The organism is Mitsuaria sp. GD03876 (genome assembly GCF_029840635.1).
Taxonomy (GTDB): Bacteria; Pseudomonadota; Gammaproteobacteria; order Burkholderiales; family Burkholderiaceae_C; genus Roseateles.
The window spans coordinates 29,094-45,991 of sequence record NZ_JAOCCU010000037.1 but is presented as its reverse complement, the minus strand read 5'-3'; the positions used below and the strand labels follow the sequence as shown (position 1 = coordinate 45,991).

The window sequence follows — 16,898 nt, the reverse complement described above, 5'->3', positions numbered from 1 at the left end:
CTGGCGACAACGATAGCCACCGAAGAATCCGGGCGCATCCTCAAACGGGAGGACGGCGGAGCGCCCGAGGCGCCGATCGCCCCTCGCACGTCCATTCGTCATGCCCTCGCAAACCCGGTCAGGCTGACCAAAAGCCCGCACCTATGCTCCCGGCACTCTTTACCCCAGGGTGCCCCATGCCGAACAAGACGCTCACGAAGCCGACCCGCTTCCCCGTCACGCCCGCCCGCGCGGGCGTGATCGCTTTTGGCCTGGCGCTGCAGGCCGCCGCCTTCGCCGCCGACGCGCCCGCGTCGCCCGACGCCGCCGCCTCCGCGCCCGCCAAGGCCAAGTGGAACGTCAACCAGCCACCCGGCGAGAAGCGCACCGCCACCCTCGACGTGCGCTCCGGCACCTGGATGTCCGTCGACGTCAGCCCCGACGGCAAGCGCATCGTCTTCGACCTGCTCGGCGACCTCTACGTCATGCCCATCGAGGGCGGCGAGGCCAAGGCGCTCACGCACTCGATCGCCTGGGAGATGCAGCCCCGCTTCTCCCCCGACGGCAAGCAGATCGCCTTCGTCTCCGACGCCGGCGGCGGCGACAACATCTGGGTCATGAACGCCGACGGCACCAACACCCGCGCGATCACCACCGAAGACTTCCGCCTGCTCAACAACCCGGTCTGGCACCCCAACGGCCAGTACATCGCCGCCCGCAAGCACTTCACCGGCACCCGCTCGCTGGGCAGCGGCGAGATCTGGCTCTATCACGTCGACGGCGGCAAGGGCCAGCAGCTCAACGAGAAGCCGAACTGGCAGAAGGACCTCGGCGAACCCGCGCTCTCGCCCGACGGCAAGTTCCTCTACTACTCCCAGGACAGCACCCCGGGCCGCCAATTCGAATACAACAAGGACAGCACCGGCGAGATCTTCCGCATCTACCGCCAGGACCTCACCGACGGCACCAGCGAGCCCTTCGTCACCGGCGCCGGCGGCGCGATCCGCCCCACGCCCTCGCCCGACGGCAAGACCCTCGCCTTCATCCGCCGCCTGCGCGACGCCTCGGGCTCCCGCACCACGCTGTTCCTCAAGGACCTCAAGACCGGCCGCGAATCCCCCGCCTGGACCGGCATGGAACGCGACCTGCAGGAGTCCTGGTCCGTCCACGGCGTCTACCCCGGCATCGCCTGGATGCCCGATTCGAAGCAGCTCGTCGCCTGGGCCCAGGGCAAGCTCTGGCGCATCGACCCGTTCAAGTCCAGCGCCGTCGAGATCCCCTTCCACGTCAAGGACGAACGCCAGGTCACACCCGCGCTGCGCGTCGCGCATGAGGTCGCGCCCGCGACCTTCGCGTCGAAGATGCTGCGCTGGGTGAAGGTCTCGCCCGACGGCAAGCGCGTCGTGTTCTCCTCGGCCGGCTACCTCTACGCGAGCGAGCTGCGCGACGGCCAGCCCGTCGGCGAGGCGAAGCGGCTCACCGCGCAGACCGAGCGCTTCGAGTACTTCCCGGCCTTCTCGCGCGACGGCCGCCAGCTCGTCTACGTCAGCTGGAACGACGCCGACCAGGGCCGCGTGCGCACGCTCGACCTGGCCAGCGGCCGCGACACCGTCGTCACGCCGGAGCCGGGCAAGTACCTGTCGCCGGCGTTCTCGCCGGACGGCAGGACCGTCGCCTACCAGAAGGCCAAGGGCGGCTTCCTGACCTCGCCCTGGAACAGCCTGGAGCCCGGCGTCTACGTCGCGGCCGCCGACGGCAAGGGCCAGCCGCGCCGCGTCACCAAGGACGGCGAGGCGCCGCAGTTCGGCGCCGACAACGACACGCTCTACGTCACCCGCAAGCAGACCACCGGCGAGGTCGATTCGAATCACCAGCTCGTGCGCCTCGGCCTGACCGAACGCAGCGAGCTCGCCGTCGCGAAGAGCGAGTTCGCGACCCGCTTCACCGTGTCGCCGGACGGCCGCTGGCTCGGCTTCACCGAGCGCTTCCACACCTACCTCACGCCGCTGGCGCCGGCCGGCAAGCTGCAGACCGTCGGCCCGAAGGCCGAGGCGATGCCGGTGAAGAAACTCGACGTCAACGCCGGCGACGACCTCCAGTGGTCAGGCGACGGCAAGGCGCTGCATTACGCGCTGGGCAACGAGCTGTTCACCGTGCCGGTGGCGCAGGCGCTGCAGCCGGGCTTCAAGCCGGCCGAGCACGGCGCGCCGATCGCGTTGACGCTGACGGCGGACAAGCCCAAGGGCCGCATCGCGATCGTCGGCGCGCGCCTGGTCACGATGAACGCCAACAAGCCGGACGAGGTCATCGAGGACGGCGCGATCCTGGTCGACGGCGACCGGATCGCGGCGATCGGGCCGCGGGCGTCGGTGACGATCCCGGCGGGGACCGAGACGATCCAGGCCGCCGGCAAGACGGTGATCCCGGGGCTGATCGACGCCCACTGGCACGGCACGATGGCCGAGAGCGAGATCGTCCCGCAGCAGAGCTGGATCAACTACGCGTCGCTCGCCTTCGGGCTGACCACACTGCACGACCCGTCCAACCGCACCAGCGACATCTACACCCAGTCCGAGATGCAGCGCACCGGCCGCGTGGTCGGGCCGCGGATCTTCTCCACCGGCACCGTGCTGTACGGCGCGAAGGCGGACTTCAGCGCGGTGATCAACGGGCTCGACGACGCGCAGACCCACCTGAAGCGGCTGAAGTCAGCCGGCGCGATCAGCGTCAAGAGCTACAACCAGCCGCGCCGCGACCAGCGCCAGCAGGTCCTCGAGGCCGCGCGCGAGACCGGGATGATGGTGGTGCCCGAGGGCGGCTCGCTGTTCCAGATGAACATGAGCATGGTCGTGGACGGCCACACCGGCATCGAGCACGCGCTGCCGGTCGCCAAGGTCTATGAGGACGTCAAGCAGCTGTGGCCGCAGACGCAGGTCGGCTACACGCCGACGCTGAACGTCGCCTATGGCGGCCTCGACGGCGAGCACTACTGGTACGCACGCACCGACGTGTGGCGTCATCCGATCCTCAGCAAGTTCGTGCCCAAGGCGGTGCTGGAGCCGCGCAGCGTGCGCCGCGAGACCGCGCCGGAGGAGGACTTCAACGTCATCCAGGTCGCCAGGACCGCGACCGAACTGCAACGCGCGGGCGTGGCGGTGAACATCGGCGCGCACGGCCAGCGCGAAGGCCTGGGCGCGCATTGGGAGATGTGGATGATGGGGATGGGCGGGATGACCTCGCTGGAGGCGATCCGCACCGCGACGCTGAATCCGGCGCGCTACCTGGGGCTGGACAAGGACATCGGCTCGCTGGAGCCGGGCAAGCTCGCCGACCTCGTCATCCTCGACGGGGATGTGCTCAAGGACATCCGCCAGAGCGACCGGATCTCACAGGTCATGCAGGGTGGCCGCGTCTTCGACATCCCGTCGATGAACGAAACCTGGCCCGCGAAGAAGGCGCGCAAGCCGTTCTTCTTCGATGGCGCGAATGCGAGCGCGCCGGTGGATGCGGAGGCGGCGGGGGTGGAGAACGGGCACGGACACGGGGACTGACACGCGGCCAGTCCCCGCAAGACGTCCTCAGACGGTGAACACGCCGCCATTGGCGGTGTGCAGGACGATCGGGGCATCGGCATCCATGTTGCCCAGCGTGATGCTCGTCGAGGGGAAGGTGAAATTTCCCCTGCCTGTTTCGTCGAGCACCAGGTACGGTTGCGTGCCGTCTCGACCGACCTGGACGTAGCGATCGATCGAAGCGCCCTCGGCCACGGACAGCAACGCGGCGAGATCCAGGACATCGCCCTGGCGCGCGTCGTAGTCCAGCACCCAGGTGTGGAATCGTGCCTTCGGCCATGCGAAGGTGTCGGCACCCGCGGTCCCGTGCAGGACATCGGCTTCCTTCAATTGCGGCCCCGTCACCGTATTCGCGCTGTCCTTGAACACGGCGAGCCATCGCCCGCCCGAGCTCTCGTTGCCCGCCAGGTCGATCTGCGTGGCCCGGACGACGAGCAGGCCGTCACCTCGACTGACATCGACTTCCGACACGGTGCCTTGGGCGGTCCAATCGGCCACGTATCGCTCCGAGACGACCGCGGCCCCCTCTTCCCGGCCAATGACCCGCATCGTGGCATCCGACGTCACGAAGTCATCTGGCGACTGGCCGTCGTCCTGCTTCAGTTGAAGCTGCAGGACCTTGGCCGTGGTATCCAGCGTGAACGAGAACTCCGAGAAGCCGCCGCCCCTGGCGTCGGTCCGCTTGACCTGGATGGTCTTGAGGCCATCCGCGCCGAGCGCGGCCGCGGCGATCTCGTTGCCCGATCCAGCGATCCAATGCTGGCCATGATCCAGGCTGTATGACCAAGGGGCACCCGCCTCGAGGCCGTTCACGACCAAGGTCCCGTCCTTCGTGATCCCGTCGTGCGCGTGGGCCTCCACTTCCGGGACGCGGATGCCCTGCTGGTCGTCCCAACGCATGCGGCAGGTGTCGTTCTTCAAGGCCAGCGTGGGAGCGCCCGTATCGAGCGTGAACGCCAGCGAGGCAGGCAGGCTGTCGTTGCCGGCCTGGTCCCGCTGGATCACCTGCACGCTGCACGGGCCGTCGGCGACGAGGGGGACGAACTCCTGGCCGGACCCGGCGTGCCAGGTCTTGCCGCCATCGGTGCTGTACCGCCAGGAGGCGTCCGGCTCCAGCCCGGTCAGCGTGACCGTCGCGTCGCTCGTGTGTCGGTCCGTGGCATCCGCGCCGGTGTCGTGCTTGAGTGCCAGGGTGACGGCGGTGGGAGGGGTCGGGTCGATCGGCGTCGGCGTCGGCGTCGGCTCGACTGGAGGCTCGACCACGGGCGGCGTGGCCGGCTTGCCAGGTTCCACCGGCGTTTCCGGGACAGCGGGCTTCGGGGGATCGACGGGATCGACGGGATCGACGGGGTTGAACGGGTCGACGGGTGGTCGGGGCGTTTCCGGACTCGGGTTGTCCGGGGCGGGCGTTTCCGGCTTTGGAGCTTCCGAGGCGGGCATGTCCGGCTTCGATGCTTCCGGGTTGGGCGCTTCCGGCCTTGGAGCGCCCGGCTTCGGTGTTTCCGGCATCGGGGCGCCCGGCTTGGACGCCTCGGGATGGACCTGGTCCGAGGGCGTCACGTGGTCGCCCGCGCCCGCGCCGCCACCAGCGGCCGCCGCGAGGCCCACCGCGGCCAGCACGCCAACGCCCATCAGCGCCGCGTGGTTCGGTCCCGCATCGCCACCCGACTCCGAGGGGATGGCGTCCGTGGTTTGCGCGGCCTCGGCCGTCGCCTCGCCCGCCGCATCGTCGGCCTCGTCGTCAGGCCGGCGCCTGGCCGCGGGGGATCGCGCGACGGGGACGACATTCGACTCGGGGGCGCCAGGCGCGGCCGGACGACGAGCCGCTTTCGAAGAGGAGAGATCGCTCACAGTCAACAGTCCTTTCAGGGGAAAAGACTGCGAGTCTTGCAACGGCGACTTGTCCTGACTCTGACGCCGTTGGGCTATTGATCGCCCCTCATTGACCTCGATGGAGCGGCGGCATCCTTTGAATCAGTGGGGTCGAGTCCTTCGGCTTGACAGCCTTCAAGCAGCGCCGCCCCACGGGCGATCATGTCTTGCCGGTCGAACCGAAACCGCCCGCGCCGCGCTCGGACGTGTCGAAGTCCTCGACGACGCGGAAGGTCGGCTGCACCACCGGCACGATCACCATCTGCGCGATGCGCTCCATCGGCTGGATCGTGAACACGTCCTTGCCGCGGTTCCACACGCTGACCATCAGCTGGCCCTGGTAGTCCGAGTCGATCAGCCCCACCAGGTTGCCCAGCACCACGCCGTGCTTGTGGCCCAGCCCCGAGCGCGGCAGGATCATCGCGGCCAGGCCCGGATCGCCGATGTGGATCGCCAGGCCGGTGGGCACCAGCGTCGTGTCGCCAGGGGCCAGCGTGATCGCCTCGTCCAGGCAGGCGCGCAGGTCCAGGCCGGCGCTGCCGGTCGTCGCGTAGGCGGGGAGCTGCTCGGCCATGCGGCGGTCGAGCACCTTCAGATCGATGGTGGTCATGAGATCAACAGGAAAGGGAAATCGGGGGCGGACGTCGATCGTCGGTCGTCCGCCGGGGTCGTCGCGCGTCAGGCGCTGTAGGTGGTGAGCCGCTGCGCGATCTCGCGCACCAGCTCGCGGGCCAGCGTCAGCTTGTCGGCGCGCGACAGCTCGCGTTCGCCGCGGGCGTCGACCAGCGTCAGCGCGTTGTCGTCCTGGCCGAAGGTCGCCGGGCCGACGTTGGCCACGATCAGCGGCACGTTCTTGCGCTGGCGCTTCTCGCGGGCGTGCTTGATCAGGTCCTGGCTCTCGGCCGCGAAACCGACGCACAGCGGCGGATGCGCCAACGCGGCGACCGTGGCCAGGATGTCGGGGTTCTCCGCCAGCTCCAGCACGGGCGCGACCGCCTCGCCGGCCTTGGCGTTCTTCTTGATCTTGTGCTCCGCGGCCTGCGCCGGGCGCCAGTCCGCGACCGCGGCGGTGGCCACGAACACCTGGTGCGTGGCGGCCCGCGGCAGCACCGCGTCCAGCATCTCGCGGGCGCTCAGCACGTCGACGCGGGTCACGCCCAACGGCGTGGGCAGGTGCACCGGCCCGGCCACCAGCGTCACCTCGGCGCCGGCTTCCGCCGCCGCGCGCGCGATCGCGAAACCCATCTTGCCGCTGGAGCGATTGGTGATGCCGCGCACCGGATCGATCGCCTCGTAGGTCGGACCGGCGGTGATCAGCAGCTTGCGGCCCGCCAGCACCTTGGGCTGGAAATGCGACACCACGTGCTCGAGCAGCTGCGCCGGCTCCAGCATGCGGCCGTCGCCGACCTCGCCGCAGGCCTGGTCGCCGGTGCCCACGCCCAGCACCCGCGCGCCGTCGGCCTGCACTTGAGCGAGGTTGCGCTGCGTGGCCGGATGGGCCCACATCTCGCGGTTCATTGCCGGGGCCAGCAGCAGCGCGCAGCGCTGCGCCGGACGCGCCAGCGCGGTCAGCGGCAGCAGGTCGTCCGCGCGGCCCTGCGCCAGCTTGGCGATCAGGTCCGCGCTGGCCGGCGCGATCAGCATCACGTCCGCCTCGCGCGTCAGGTTGATGTGCGCCATGTTGTTGTCGGGGCGCGCATCCCACTGGCTGGTGAACACCGGGCGGTTGGACAGCGCCTGCATCGTCACCGGCGTGATGAAGGCCTCGGCGGCCTCCGTCATCAGCACCTGCACCGTGGCGCCGGCCTTCACCAGCAGCCGCGTCAGCTCGGCGATCTTGTAGCAGGCGATGCCGCCGGACAGGCCGAGCAGGACGTGCCGACCGGCGAGGGAGTTGGATTCGGACATGGGGCGGAACTCTACCAGCGCGACCTTTTGACGCGCCCTGAAAGGCCTTGCAGGGCCCGGCCGCGCCTGACCTTGGTCACGCCGCCACTGGCCAATGACCAGCGGCCGGGGCCGGGGCCTCAGCCCTTGCGCTTGAACACCAGGTCCCAGACGCCGTGACCGAGCTTCAGGCCGCGGTGTTCGAACTTGGTCAGCGGGCGGTACTCGGGCTTGTCGGCGTAGCCGTCGGGGCGCGAGGAGGTGTTCGCCAGGTCCGGGTCGGCGCTGAGGACCTCGAGCATTTGCTGGGCGTAGGGTTCCCAGTCGGTGGCCAGGTGGAGGTAGCCGCCGGGCGCCAGGTGTTCCACGAGCTTGGCGACGAAGGGCGGCTGCACGAGGCGGCGCTTGTTGTGCCGCTTCTTGTGCCAGGGGTCGGGGAAGTAGATGTGGACGCCGGCCAGCGAGCCCTTGGGGATCATGTGGTCGAGGACTTCGACGGCGTCGTGCTGGAGGATGCGGATGTTGGGGATGTCCTGCTCGCCGATGAGCTTGAGCAGTGCGCCGACGCCGGGTTCGTGGACTTCGCAGCCGATGAAGTCGATGCCTGGGAGGGTCTGGGCGATCTGTGCGGTGGGTCCGCCCATGCCGAAGCCGATTTCGAAGACCACCGGTGCCTGCCGGCCGAAGGTAGCCGTGTAGTCGAGGGGTTCGTCCTTGAACGGGAGCACGAACTTGGGTCCGAGTTCCGCGAGTGCCTTGATTTGTCCGGTGCCCATGCGTCCGGCGCGGACGACGAAGCTGCGGATGCGCGCGCGCGGATGGTGGATGCCCTCGCCTTCAGGCTTGTCGTCGTGATCGTCGTGATCGACGGGATCGATGGAATCGATGGAATCGGACATGGCGGAAATCAGGAAACGAGGGCGCGAATTTTACTGACGGGGGGCATTGGCCCGCGCTGCGTGCTGTATCGGTGTCGGCGGGACCCGGTGCCGGCCGGCCGATTTGCGGAACATGTGGAGCGTATGAGGCCGGCCGGCACCGGGTTCTGCCGACACGTGCTCGGTCTCAGCCGAGTTCCTCCATCACGAGCGGCGCTGGCGTCCATGCGGGCGCGTCGTCGATGGTGATGGCGTCGAGCACCTGCTCGATCGCGCGCTGAGCCGACGCCTCGTCGGCCGCGTGGACGAAGGCGACCGGTTCCCCGGCCGAGACGATATCGCCGAGTTGCGCGAACCGATCGAAGCCGACGCGCATGTCGAGTGTGTCGCCGGGCAGCCGGCGTCCGCCGCCGAGTTCGACGATGGCGAGTCCGATGTCGCGGGTTTGCATGGCGACGACGCGTCCGGCGCGGGGTGCGGGGACGGGGCGGACGACGGGCGCGGCGGCCAGGTGGGTATTGGGTTTCTCCAGCAGGTCGGCGGGTCCGCCGAGTGCCGCGACCATGTGGGCGAAGCGTTCCGCCGCCGAACCGCTGTCGAGTGCTGCCTGCAGCTTGACGCGGGCCGCGGCCGTGTCGGGCGCGAGCCCGCCCAGCACCAGCATCTCGGCGCACAGCGCCAGCGTCAGCTCATGGGTGCGCGCCTCCCGGGGCTGCCGGCCGGTGAGGTAGTCGATGGCGCCGCGCACTTCCAGCGCGTTGCCGACTTCCCGTCCGAGCACCTGGTTCATGTCGGTGATCAGGGCGCGCGTGCGCAGTCCCGCGCCGCCGGCCACGTCCACGATGCTTTGCGCCAGCTCGCGCCCGAACTCCGGCGTCGCGGCGAACGCGCCGTTGCCGCACTTGATGTCCATGGCCAGGCCCTGCAGTCCGGCCGCGAGCTTCTTGGACAGGATGCTGGCGGTGATCAGCGGCACGCTCTCGACGGTGGCGGTGATGTCGCGCACCGCGTAGAAGCGCTTGTCCGCCGGTGCCAGGTCGCCGGTCTGGCCGATGACGGCGCAGCCCAGCGTGCGCACGATGCGGTCGAAGTCGGCCGGCGCGGGCGCCGTCGTGTAGCCGGGGATCGCCTCGAGCTTGTCGACCGTCCCGCCGGTGTGGCCCAGCCCGCGCCCCGCGATCATCGGCACGTAGCCGCCGCAGGCCGCCACCATCGGCGCGATCATCAGGCTGAGCTTGTCGCCGACGCCGCCGCTGGAGTGCTTGTCCAGCACCGGTCCCGGCATGTCCGCCCAGGCCAGCACGCGGCCGCTGCGCATCATCGCGCGCGTCAGCGCGACCGCCTCGTCGCGGCCCATCCCGCGCAGGAACACTGCCATGCCGAGCGCGGCCACCTGCCCCTCGCTCCAGCTGCCGTCCACCAGCCCGCGCACGAAGTGCTGGATCTGGGTCTCGTCCAGCGCGCGTCCTTCGCGCTTGGCCCGAATGATTTCCTGCGCCAGCATCTGCCGCGTCCCCTCGATGTGTTGTCGTTGTCTGGCGCGCGCCGGCGTGGCGCGGCGTCGCGGCCCGGTCGGCGGTGGCGCGCCGGGTTTCAGTAGGCGGCGCTGACGGCCGCGCTGTCCTGCCCGGCCAGCACGGCCTCGATGTCGCCGAGCAGCCCGCTCGCGCCGAAGCGCAGGCGTTGCGGCGTCAGCGCGCCGGCGCCGAGCGCCTCGGCCGCCAGCTGCAGGTAGACGCGCGCGTCCGCCACCGAGCGGATCCCGCCCGAGGCCTTGAAGCCGGCGTTGCCCAGGCCGCTGCCCGCGATCTCGCGCAGCATCGCCGCCGCCGCCTCGGGCGTGGCCGACACCTTGCTCTTGCCGGTGCTGGTCTTCACGAAATCGGCGCCGGCCATCAGCGCCTGGCGCGTCGCCTCGGCGATGCGCGCGGGCGAGCCCAGCTCGCCCGATTCGATGATCACCTTCAGCGTCAGCGGCCGCGTGGCGTGGCGCACCTCAGCCAGGAACTCGCCGACCTCGGTCGACTGCCCCTTCATCAGCGCGCGGTACGGCAGCACCACGTCCACCTCCTGCGCGCCGGCCTGCGCGATCGCGTCGACCTCGGCCAGCACGCGCGGCAGGTCCAGGCTGCCGTCGGGGAAGTTGGCGACCGCGGCGACGCGGATGTCCTTGGGCAGCGCGGCACGCGCCTGCGCGACGAATTTCGGCCACACGCACACGGCGGCCACGTGGCCGCGCTCCGGCGCGCCGATGGCGCGCTCGCACAGCGCGTCGATGTCGGCGGCGGTGTCGCCGTCGTTCAGGCTGGTCAGGTCGAGGCAGCGCAGCGCCAGGCGCGCGGCTTGTTCGAGGCTGATCGGTTCGAGACTCATGTCGGTCGTCATCTACTGCTCCCAGGCTGCGTCACGCAGCGCGCGGCTGTGGCTGGCCAGGGCCAGGCGCCGCGCGCACCCTGCCCCGGACGGGATCGATCGGCACCGCCCCGCGGGACTCGGGTGCCGCCCCGATATTGCGCCTTCCGGCCGATCAGGCCTTGAGCGATTCCAGCGTCGCCAACGAGGCCAAGTATTGGCCCAGGAAGGCCGCGGCGCGCTCGCCCGAGGCCTTGGCCTGCTGCAGCGTCAGCGCGTGCGTCAGCGCCTCGTCCGACATGCCGGCGGCCATGTTGGTGATCAGCGCCAGGCCGGCGACGCGCAGCCCGGCGTGGCGGGCCAGGATGGTCTCCGGCACGGTGCTCATGCCGACCGCGTCCGCGCCCCAGGCGGCGAACATGCGGATCTCGGCCGGCGTCTCGAAGTGCGGGCCGACCGCCCACACGTACACGCCCTCGGTCAACACCATGTTGTGCTCGCGGGCCACCTTGAAGCCTTGCCGGCGCAGCTCGGCGTCGTAGGCGACGCTCATGTCGCAGAAGCGGTCGCTGCCCGGCAGGCCCGTCAGCGGCGAGCGCTGCGGCGCATTGATGTGGTCCGAGATCAGCATCAGGCTGCCCGGGGGCTGGTGCGAGCGCAGGCTGCCCGACGCGTTCGTCAGCACCAGCACCTTCACGCCCCAGGCCTTGAGCGCGCGGATCGCGCCGGCCATGCCGGTGCAGTCGCCGCTCTCGTAGGTGTGGGCGCGGCCGCGCAGCATCGCCACGCGTTGCTGGCCGACGCGGCCCACCGCGATCTCGGCCACGTGGCCCTCGACCTTGGGCTGCGGGAAGGCCGGCAGCTGCGCGTACGGCAGGTGCGTCACGTCCTGCAGCTGGTCGACGGCGCCGGACCAGCCGGAGCCCAGCACGACGGCCACTTCGGGGCCTTGCTCGCCGAAGGTCGATTTGAGCGTGGCGATGCTGGCGGTGATGGCGGCGTCGAGCTCGGCGCCGTGCAGGGGGATGGACATGTCGGTTCTCCTGTCGCGGCCCGGGCGGCCGCGTCGATGTCGGTGTTCAGGGCTTCAGGTGGTCCGGACCGAAGCTGGCGGGCAGCAGCTGCTCCAGGGTCCAGTGCGCGCGCACGCCGGAGGCGTCGCCCGCGATCACGATCAGGTCGTCGGGCCGCGCGAACTCGCGCAGTTTCTGGCGGCAGCCGCCGCAGGGGGTGATGATTTCCGAGCCGGCGCCGGTGACCATCACCGCGCGCGCCACGCGCCCGCCGCCCATGATCATGTGGCCCAGCGCGTTGGTCTCGGCGCACCAGCCTTGCGGGTAGGCGGCGTTCTCGATGTTGCAGCCGGCGTGGATGCGGCCGTGTTCGTCGAGCACCGCGGCGCCGACGAAGTACTTCGAGTACGGCGCATGCGCATGCTGGCGGGCGTCGAGCGCGGCCTTCAGCAGCCGCTCGATCACGCCGGCCGGCAGCGGGATGGCCGCGATCAGGTCCTGGGACGTCGCCATGATCAGCGCTCCTTCACGTACGGCTTGCTGAGCGCCTTGGGCGCGATCGCCTGGCCGATGAAGCCGGCCAGCAGCACCACGGTCAGGATGTAGGGCAGCGCCTGGATCAGTTGCACCGGCACCTCGCCGATGCCCGGCAGCGACACGCCCTGCAGGCGGATCGCCACGGCATCCAGGAAACCGAACAGCAGGCAGGCGCACAGCGTGGGCACCGGCTTCCACTTGCCGAAGATCATCGCGGCCAGCGCGATGAAGCCGCGGCCCGCGGTCATGTTGGGCGAGAACGAGGCGTTCTGCGCCAGCGTCAGGTAGGCGCCGCCCAGGCCGCACAGGATGCCGTTGAGCGCCAGCGCGGTGTAGCGCAGCCGCGGCACCGACACGCCGGCGGCGTCGACCATCGCCGGGTTCTCGCCGACCGCGCGCAGGCGCAGGCCCGGCCGGGTGCGTTCCAGGAAGAACCACACGACGACGACCAGCGCGAAGGCCAGGTAGACCAGCGCGTTGTGGCTCAGCAGGCCGTGGCCGATCACCGACGCGAACCAGCTGCCCGGCGTTGGCTCCGCCCACTGCGGCAGCAGCCCGGTGATGCGTTGCGCCGAATCGATCGGCGGCGTCTGGCCGCCCTGCGCGAACCAGGCGATGCCCAGCACCACCGTCAGGCCGGCGGCCACCATGTTCAGCGCGACGCCGGAAACGACCTGGTCGCCGCGGTGCGTGACCGTGGCGAAGCCGTGGACCATCGACATCGCGATCGCCACGCCGATCGCCGCCAGCAGGCCCAGCGTCGTCGAATGCGACACGCTGGCCACCGCCGCCGCGGCGAACGCGGCCGACAGCATCTTGCCTTCCAGCCCGATGTCGACGACGCCGGAGCGCTCCGACAGCAGGCCCGCGAGCGCCGCGAACAGCAGCGGCGTCGTGACGCGCAGCGTCGACGCCAGCACGGAGCCGATCAGCACCTCATCCATGGGACTTCCCCTCGGCGCCGCGCGGCTGGCGCGCGAATGCCGCATAGAGCTTGGCGAACATCGGCGCGCTCACCATCGCCATCGCGCCGGCGAACAGCACGATCAGGCCCTGCACCGTCACCACCATCTCGCGGCTGAAGCCGGGGACCTCGAACGAGACCTCCACGCCGCCCTGGTACAGCGTGCCGAACAGCAGCGACGCCAGCACGATGCCCACCGGATGGTTGCGGCCCATCAGCGCCACCGCGATGCCGGTGAACCCGGCGCCGGCGACGAAGTCCAGCGTCAGCTTGCCCTGCACGCCGGCGATCTCGTTGACGCCGACCAGCCCGGCCAGCGCGCCCGACAGGCCCATCGCCGCCAGCACCTGCCAGCGCGGCCGGATGCCCGCGTAATGCGCGGCGCCCGGATTGGCGCCGACCGCGCGCAGCACGTAGCCGGCGCGGCTCTTCCACAGGAACCACCAGACGAAGACGCAGGCGGCCAGCGCCAGCAGGATCGACAGGTTCAGCGGCGAGGACGGCCATTCGACGCCGAACTTCGCCAGCAGCTCGTGCACGGCCGGGATGCGGGCCGAGTCGGCGAACGCGTCGCTCTCCACCGACATCGAGCCGTTCGGGCGCAGCCAGTTCACGAGCAGGTAGCCGTTGAGGCTGGCGGCCAGGAAGTTGAACATGATCGTCGTGATCACGACGTGGCTGCCGCGCCAGGCCTGCAGGTAACCGGGCACCGCGGCCCAGACCATGCCGAACAGCGCCGCCGCGACGATCGCCAGCGGGATCATCACGAAGCCGGGCAGCTTGGGCGCGAGCCACAGCGACAGCAGCGCCACGCCGATGCCGCCCAGCGTCGCTTGCCCTTCCCCGCCGATGTTGAACAGCCCGCCGTGGAAGGCGACCGCCACGGCCAGGCCGGTGAAGATGAAGGTGGTCGTGTAGTACAGCGTGTAGCCCAGGCCCCGGGCGCTGCCCAGCGCGCCTTCCAGCAGCACCGACAGCGCCTGCACCGGGCTCGCGCCGATCAGCAGCACGACGCCGCCGGCCACCGCCAGCGCCACCAGCAGGTTCCACAGCGGCAGCAGCACCAGGTCCATCCAGCGCGGCATCTGCAAGGCTTGGCTGCTCATGGGGCCACGGCCGCGCCGGCGGTCTTGTCAGGGGTCGGGGAAGACGTCGGGGACGTCGGCGAGGTCGACGGGGAAGCGGACATCAGCAGGCCCAGGTTCTTCTCGGTGCACTCGTCGATCGCGAGCTCGCCGGTGATGCGGCCCGCGTTCATGACGATGACGCGGTCGGCCAGCGCGAGGATCTCGTCGAGCTCGCTGGACACGACCAGGATCGCGCAGCCCGCGTCGCGCAGGCGCCGCAGCTGGTTGTGGATGAATTCGATCGCGCCGATGTCGACGCCACGCGTGGGCTGCCCCACCAGCAGCACCGCCGGCTGCTGGCCGATCTCGCGCGCCAGGATCAGCTTCTGCTGGTTGCCGCCGGAGAACTTCGACGAGCCCAGCTCCGCGTTGCGCGGGCGCACGTCGAAGCTTTCCATCATCTCGGCGGTGCGCGCGCGCAGGTGGCGCTGGTTCATGCCCAGGCCCATCGGGCCGGCGCGGTACGCGTCCTGCCCGTGATACCCGAGCGCGGCCGTCTCCCACGCGGGGAAGCTCAGCACCATGCCCAGCGCGTGGCGGTCCTCGGGCACGTGCGCGAGCTTGAGCTCGCGCGCGGTGCGCGGGTCCATCCACGACGCGGCGTGGAAGTCGCGGCCCGCGACGTGCAGCGTGCCCGCGTCGGGCGCGCGCATGCCGGCCAGCACTTCCAGCAGCTCGCTCTGGCCGTTGCCCGAGACGCCGGCCACGCCGACGATCTCGCCCGGGCGCAGCGCCAGCGAGGCGTTGCCCAGCAGGTGCACGCCGGACCCGGCCTCGCCCGCGGCGACGGTCAGGCCTTCGGCCCGGAGCACCGGCTGCGTCGACCGGGGCTTCGCGGCGCCGCCGTCACGGCCCAGGTTGACCTTGCGGCCGACCATGCTCTCGGCCAGGTCCTCGGGACTGGTGTCGCCGATCGCGCTGGTCTTGATCACGGCGCCGGCGCGCATCACGGTGACCGCGTCGCACAGCGCCATCACCTCGCGCAGCTTGTGCGTGATCAGCAGGATGGTGGTGCCGCGCTCGCGCAGGCGGCGCAGCACCTCGAACAGCTGGTCGGTCTCCTGCGGCGTCAGCACCGCGGTCGGCTCGTCCAGGATCAGGATGCGGGCGCCGCGGTACAGCGCCTTGAGGATCTCCAGCCGCTGCAGCTCGCCCACCGGCAGGTCGGCCACCGTCGCGTCCAGGCGCACCGTCAGGCCGGTGTCGCGCATCAGCGTCTCGAGCTCGCGGCGCACCTGGCGCTTGGCGCGCGACAGGAAGAACGCCGGCTCCGCGCCCAGCATCACGTTGTCCAGCGCGGACAGCGTGTCCACCAGCATGAAGTGCTGATGGACCATGCCGATGCCCAGCGCGATCGCCTGATGCGAATTGGCGATGCTCACGCGCTGGCCGTCGACCTCGATGTGGCCCTCGTCGGCGTGGTAGTAGCCGTAGAGGATCGCCATCAGCGTGCTCTTGCCGGCGCCGTTCTCGCCGACCAGGCCGTGCACCGTGCCGCGCTCCACGGCCAGGCTCACCGCCCGGTTGGCCTGCACCGCGCCGAAGCGCTTGGAGATGTCGCACAGACGGACCGCGGGCGCGGCGGCGCCGCGTGGGGACTGTGTCATGTCAGGAACGCTCGCTCGCGTGAGGGTCAGTTCTTGCAGGCGTTGTCCGCCATGTAGTCCGCGACCTTGATCTTGCCGGCGATGATGTCGGCCTTGTACGCGTCGAGCCTGGTCTTCACCGCGGGCGAGATCAGCTTGGCGTTGTTCGCGTCGACGGCGTATTCGACGCCGCCTTCCTTCAGGCCCAGCACGCTGATGCCGGGCTTCCATTCCTTGAGCACGTTGTAGACGGCCACGTCCACGCGCTTGACCATGGAGCTCAGCATCGTGCCTGGCTGCAGGTGGTTCTGGTTGCTGTCCACGCCGATGGCGAACTTGCCGGCGTCCTTGGCCGCCTGGTAGACCCCGACGCCGGTGCCGCCGGCCGCGGCGAAGACCACGTCCACGCCCTTGGCGAACTGCGCCTTGGCCAGCTCGCCGCCGCGGGTCGGGTCGTTCCAGGCCGAGGCGGTCGTGCCGGTCATGTTCTTGAAGACCTCGGCCTTCGGATTGGCCGCCTTGGCGCCCTGCTCATAGCCGCACTCGAACTTGCGGATCAGCGGGATGTCCATGCCGCCGACGAAGCCGACCTTGCCGGTCTTGCTGGTCAGCGCGGCCAGCGCGCCGACGAGGAAGCTGCCTTCCTGTTCCTTGAACAGCACCGACTGCACGTTGGGCTGGTTGACCCGCTCGTCGATGATGACGAACTTGGTCTTGGGGAAGTCCTTGGCCACCTGGTTCAGCGCCGACGCCTGGGCGAAGCCCACCGAGATGATCGGGCTGGCGCCCCGCTCGGCCATGCGGCGGATCGCCTGCACGCGCTGCGTCTCGTTGCTGATCTCGAACTCGAGGTACTTGCCGCCCGTGTCCTTCTTCCACTGCTCGACGCCGCGGTAGGCGGCCTCGTTGAACGACTTGTCGAACTTGCCGCCCATGTCGAAGATCACCGCCGGGGTGGTCTGCGCGGCCGCCGCGCCCGACGCCACGGCCAGGGCCAGGGCGACGGCAGTCCAGGAGAACGACTGGGAAGGCTTCATCATTTGCGGTCTCGTTGCGGAAGGTGAGGAGCAACCGGGCATTTTATGAAGGCGCGAGTGTAAGCCACGTCAAGGAAAACGCTAAACGTTTGCG

General features: G+C 70.4%; 13 protein-coding genes. 1 reads left to right on the top strand and 12 read right to left on the bottom strand.

The features are described from left to right. Positions 1–176: 176 nt before the first annotated feature. Positions 177–3,530 carry an amidohydrolase family protein gene (locus N5D62_RS20940; protein ID WP_279759831.1) on the top strand — a complete coding sequence of 1,118 codons (3,354 nt, stop codon included), beginning with the start codon at positions 177–179 and terminating at the stop codon, positions 3,528–3,530. A gap of 27 nt (positions 3,531–3,557) precedes the next feature. Here N5D62_RS20940 and N5D62_RS20935 read toward each other — a convergent pair whose 3' ends face one another. The 12 genes from N5D62_RS20935 to N5D62_RS20880 all read right to left on the bottom strand — a co-directional run bounded on the left by N5D62_RS20935 (position 3,558) and on the right by N5D62_RS20880 (position 16,807). Then, positions 3,558–5,402, bottom strand: coding sequence for an Ig-like domain-containing protein (locus N5D62_RS20935; RefSeq protein WP_279759830.1), 1,845 nt, complete (start codon positions 5,400–5,402; stop codon positions 3,558–3,560). Positions 5,403–5,583: 181 nt separating this feature from the next. Next, positions 5,584–6,033, bottom strand: a complete 450-nt coding sequence (gene dut / locus N5D62_RS20930; RefSeq protein WP_279759829.1) for a dUTP diphosphatase — start codon at positions 6,031–6,033, stop codon at positions 5,584–5,586. Between the two features lie 68 nt (positions 6,034–6,101). Then, on the bottom strand, positions 6,102–7,331 hold the full coding sequence (gene coaBC / locus N5D62_RS20925; RefSeq protein WP_279759828.1) for a bifunctional phosphopantothenoylcysteine decarboxylase/phosphopantothenate--cysteine ligase CoaBC: 1,230 nt from the start codon (positions 7,329–7,331) through the stop codon (positions 6,102–6,104). 119 nt (positions 7,332–7,450) lie between these two features. Beyond that, the gene (trmB, locus tag N5D62_RS20920) at positions 7,451–8,209 is read right to left on the bottom strand and encodes a tRNA (guanosine(46)-N7)-methyltransferase TrmB (RefSeq protein ID WP_279759827.1); all 759 of its coding nucleotides are present in this window, start codon (positions 8,207–8,209) and stop codon (positions 7,451–7,453) included. A gap of 166 nt (positions 8,210–8,375) precedes the next feature. Then, positions 8,376–9,692: a thymidine phosphorylase gene (deoA, locus tag N5D62_RS20915; protein ID WP_279759826.1), complete on the bottom strand. Its 1,317-nt coding sequence runs from the start codon at positions 9,690–9,692 to the stop codon at positions 8,376–8,378. 89 nt (positions 9,693–9,781) lie between these two features. Next, complete coding sequence (gene deoC / locus N5D62_RS20910; RefSeq protein ID WP_279759825.1) at positions 9,782–10,573, bottom strand: deoxyribose-phosphate aldolase; 792 nt, start codon at positions 10,571–10,573, stop codon at positions 9,782–9,784. A 142-nt stretch (positions 10,574–10,715) separates the two neighbouring features. After that, positions 10,716–11,573, bottom strand: coding sequence for a purine-nucleoside phosphorylase (locus N5D62_RS20905; protein WP_279759824.1), 858 nt, complete (start codon positions 11,571–11,573; stop codon positions 10,716–10,718). A gap of 46 nt (positions 11,574–11,619) precedes the next feature. Next, the gene (locus N5D62_RS20900) at positions 11,620–12,066 is read right to left on the bottom strand and encodes a cytidine deaminase (protein ID WP_279759823.1); all 447 of its coding nucleotides are present in this window, start codon (positions 12,064–12,066) and stop codon (positions 11,620–11,622) included. A 2-nt stretch (positions 12,067–12,068) separates the two neighbouring features. Then, positions 12,069–13,034, bottom strand: a complete 966-nt coding sequence (locus N5D62_RS20895) for an ABC transporter permease (RefSeq protein ID WP_279759822.1) — start codon at positions 13,032–13,034, stop codon at positions 12,069–12,071. Then, positions 13,027–14,160 carry an ABC transporter permease gene (locus N5D62_RS20890; RefSeq protein ID WP_279759821.1) on the bottom strand — a complete coding sequence of 378 codons (1,134 nt, stop codon included), beginning with the start codon at positions 14,158–14,160 and terminating at the stop codon, positions 13,027–13,029. Before N5D62_RS20890 ends, N5D62_RS20895 begins: the two co-directional genes overlap by 8 nt. Further along, a complete protein-coding gene (locus tag N5D62_RS20885; RefSeq protein ID WP_279759820.1) occupies positions 14,157–15,788 on the bottom strand; it encodes an ABC transporter ATP-binding protein in 1,632 nt (543 codons plus the stop codon). The genes N5D62_RS20890 and N5D62_RS20885 overlap by 4 nt, the downstream gene beginning before the upstream one ends. A 26-nt stretch (positions 15,789–15,814) precedes the next feature. After that, the gene (locus tag N5D62_RS20880) at positions 15,815–16,807 is read right to left on the bottom strand and encodes a BMP family ABC transporter substrate-binding protein (protein WP_279759819.1); all 993 of its coding nucleotides are present in this window, start codon (positions 16,805–16,807) and stop codon (positions 15,815–15,817) included. Positions 16,808–16,898 lie beyond the last annotated feature (91 nt).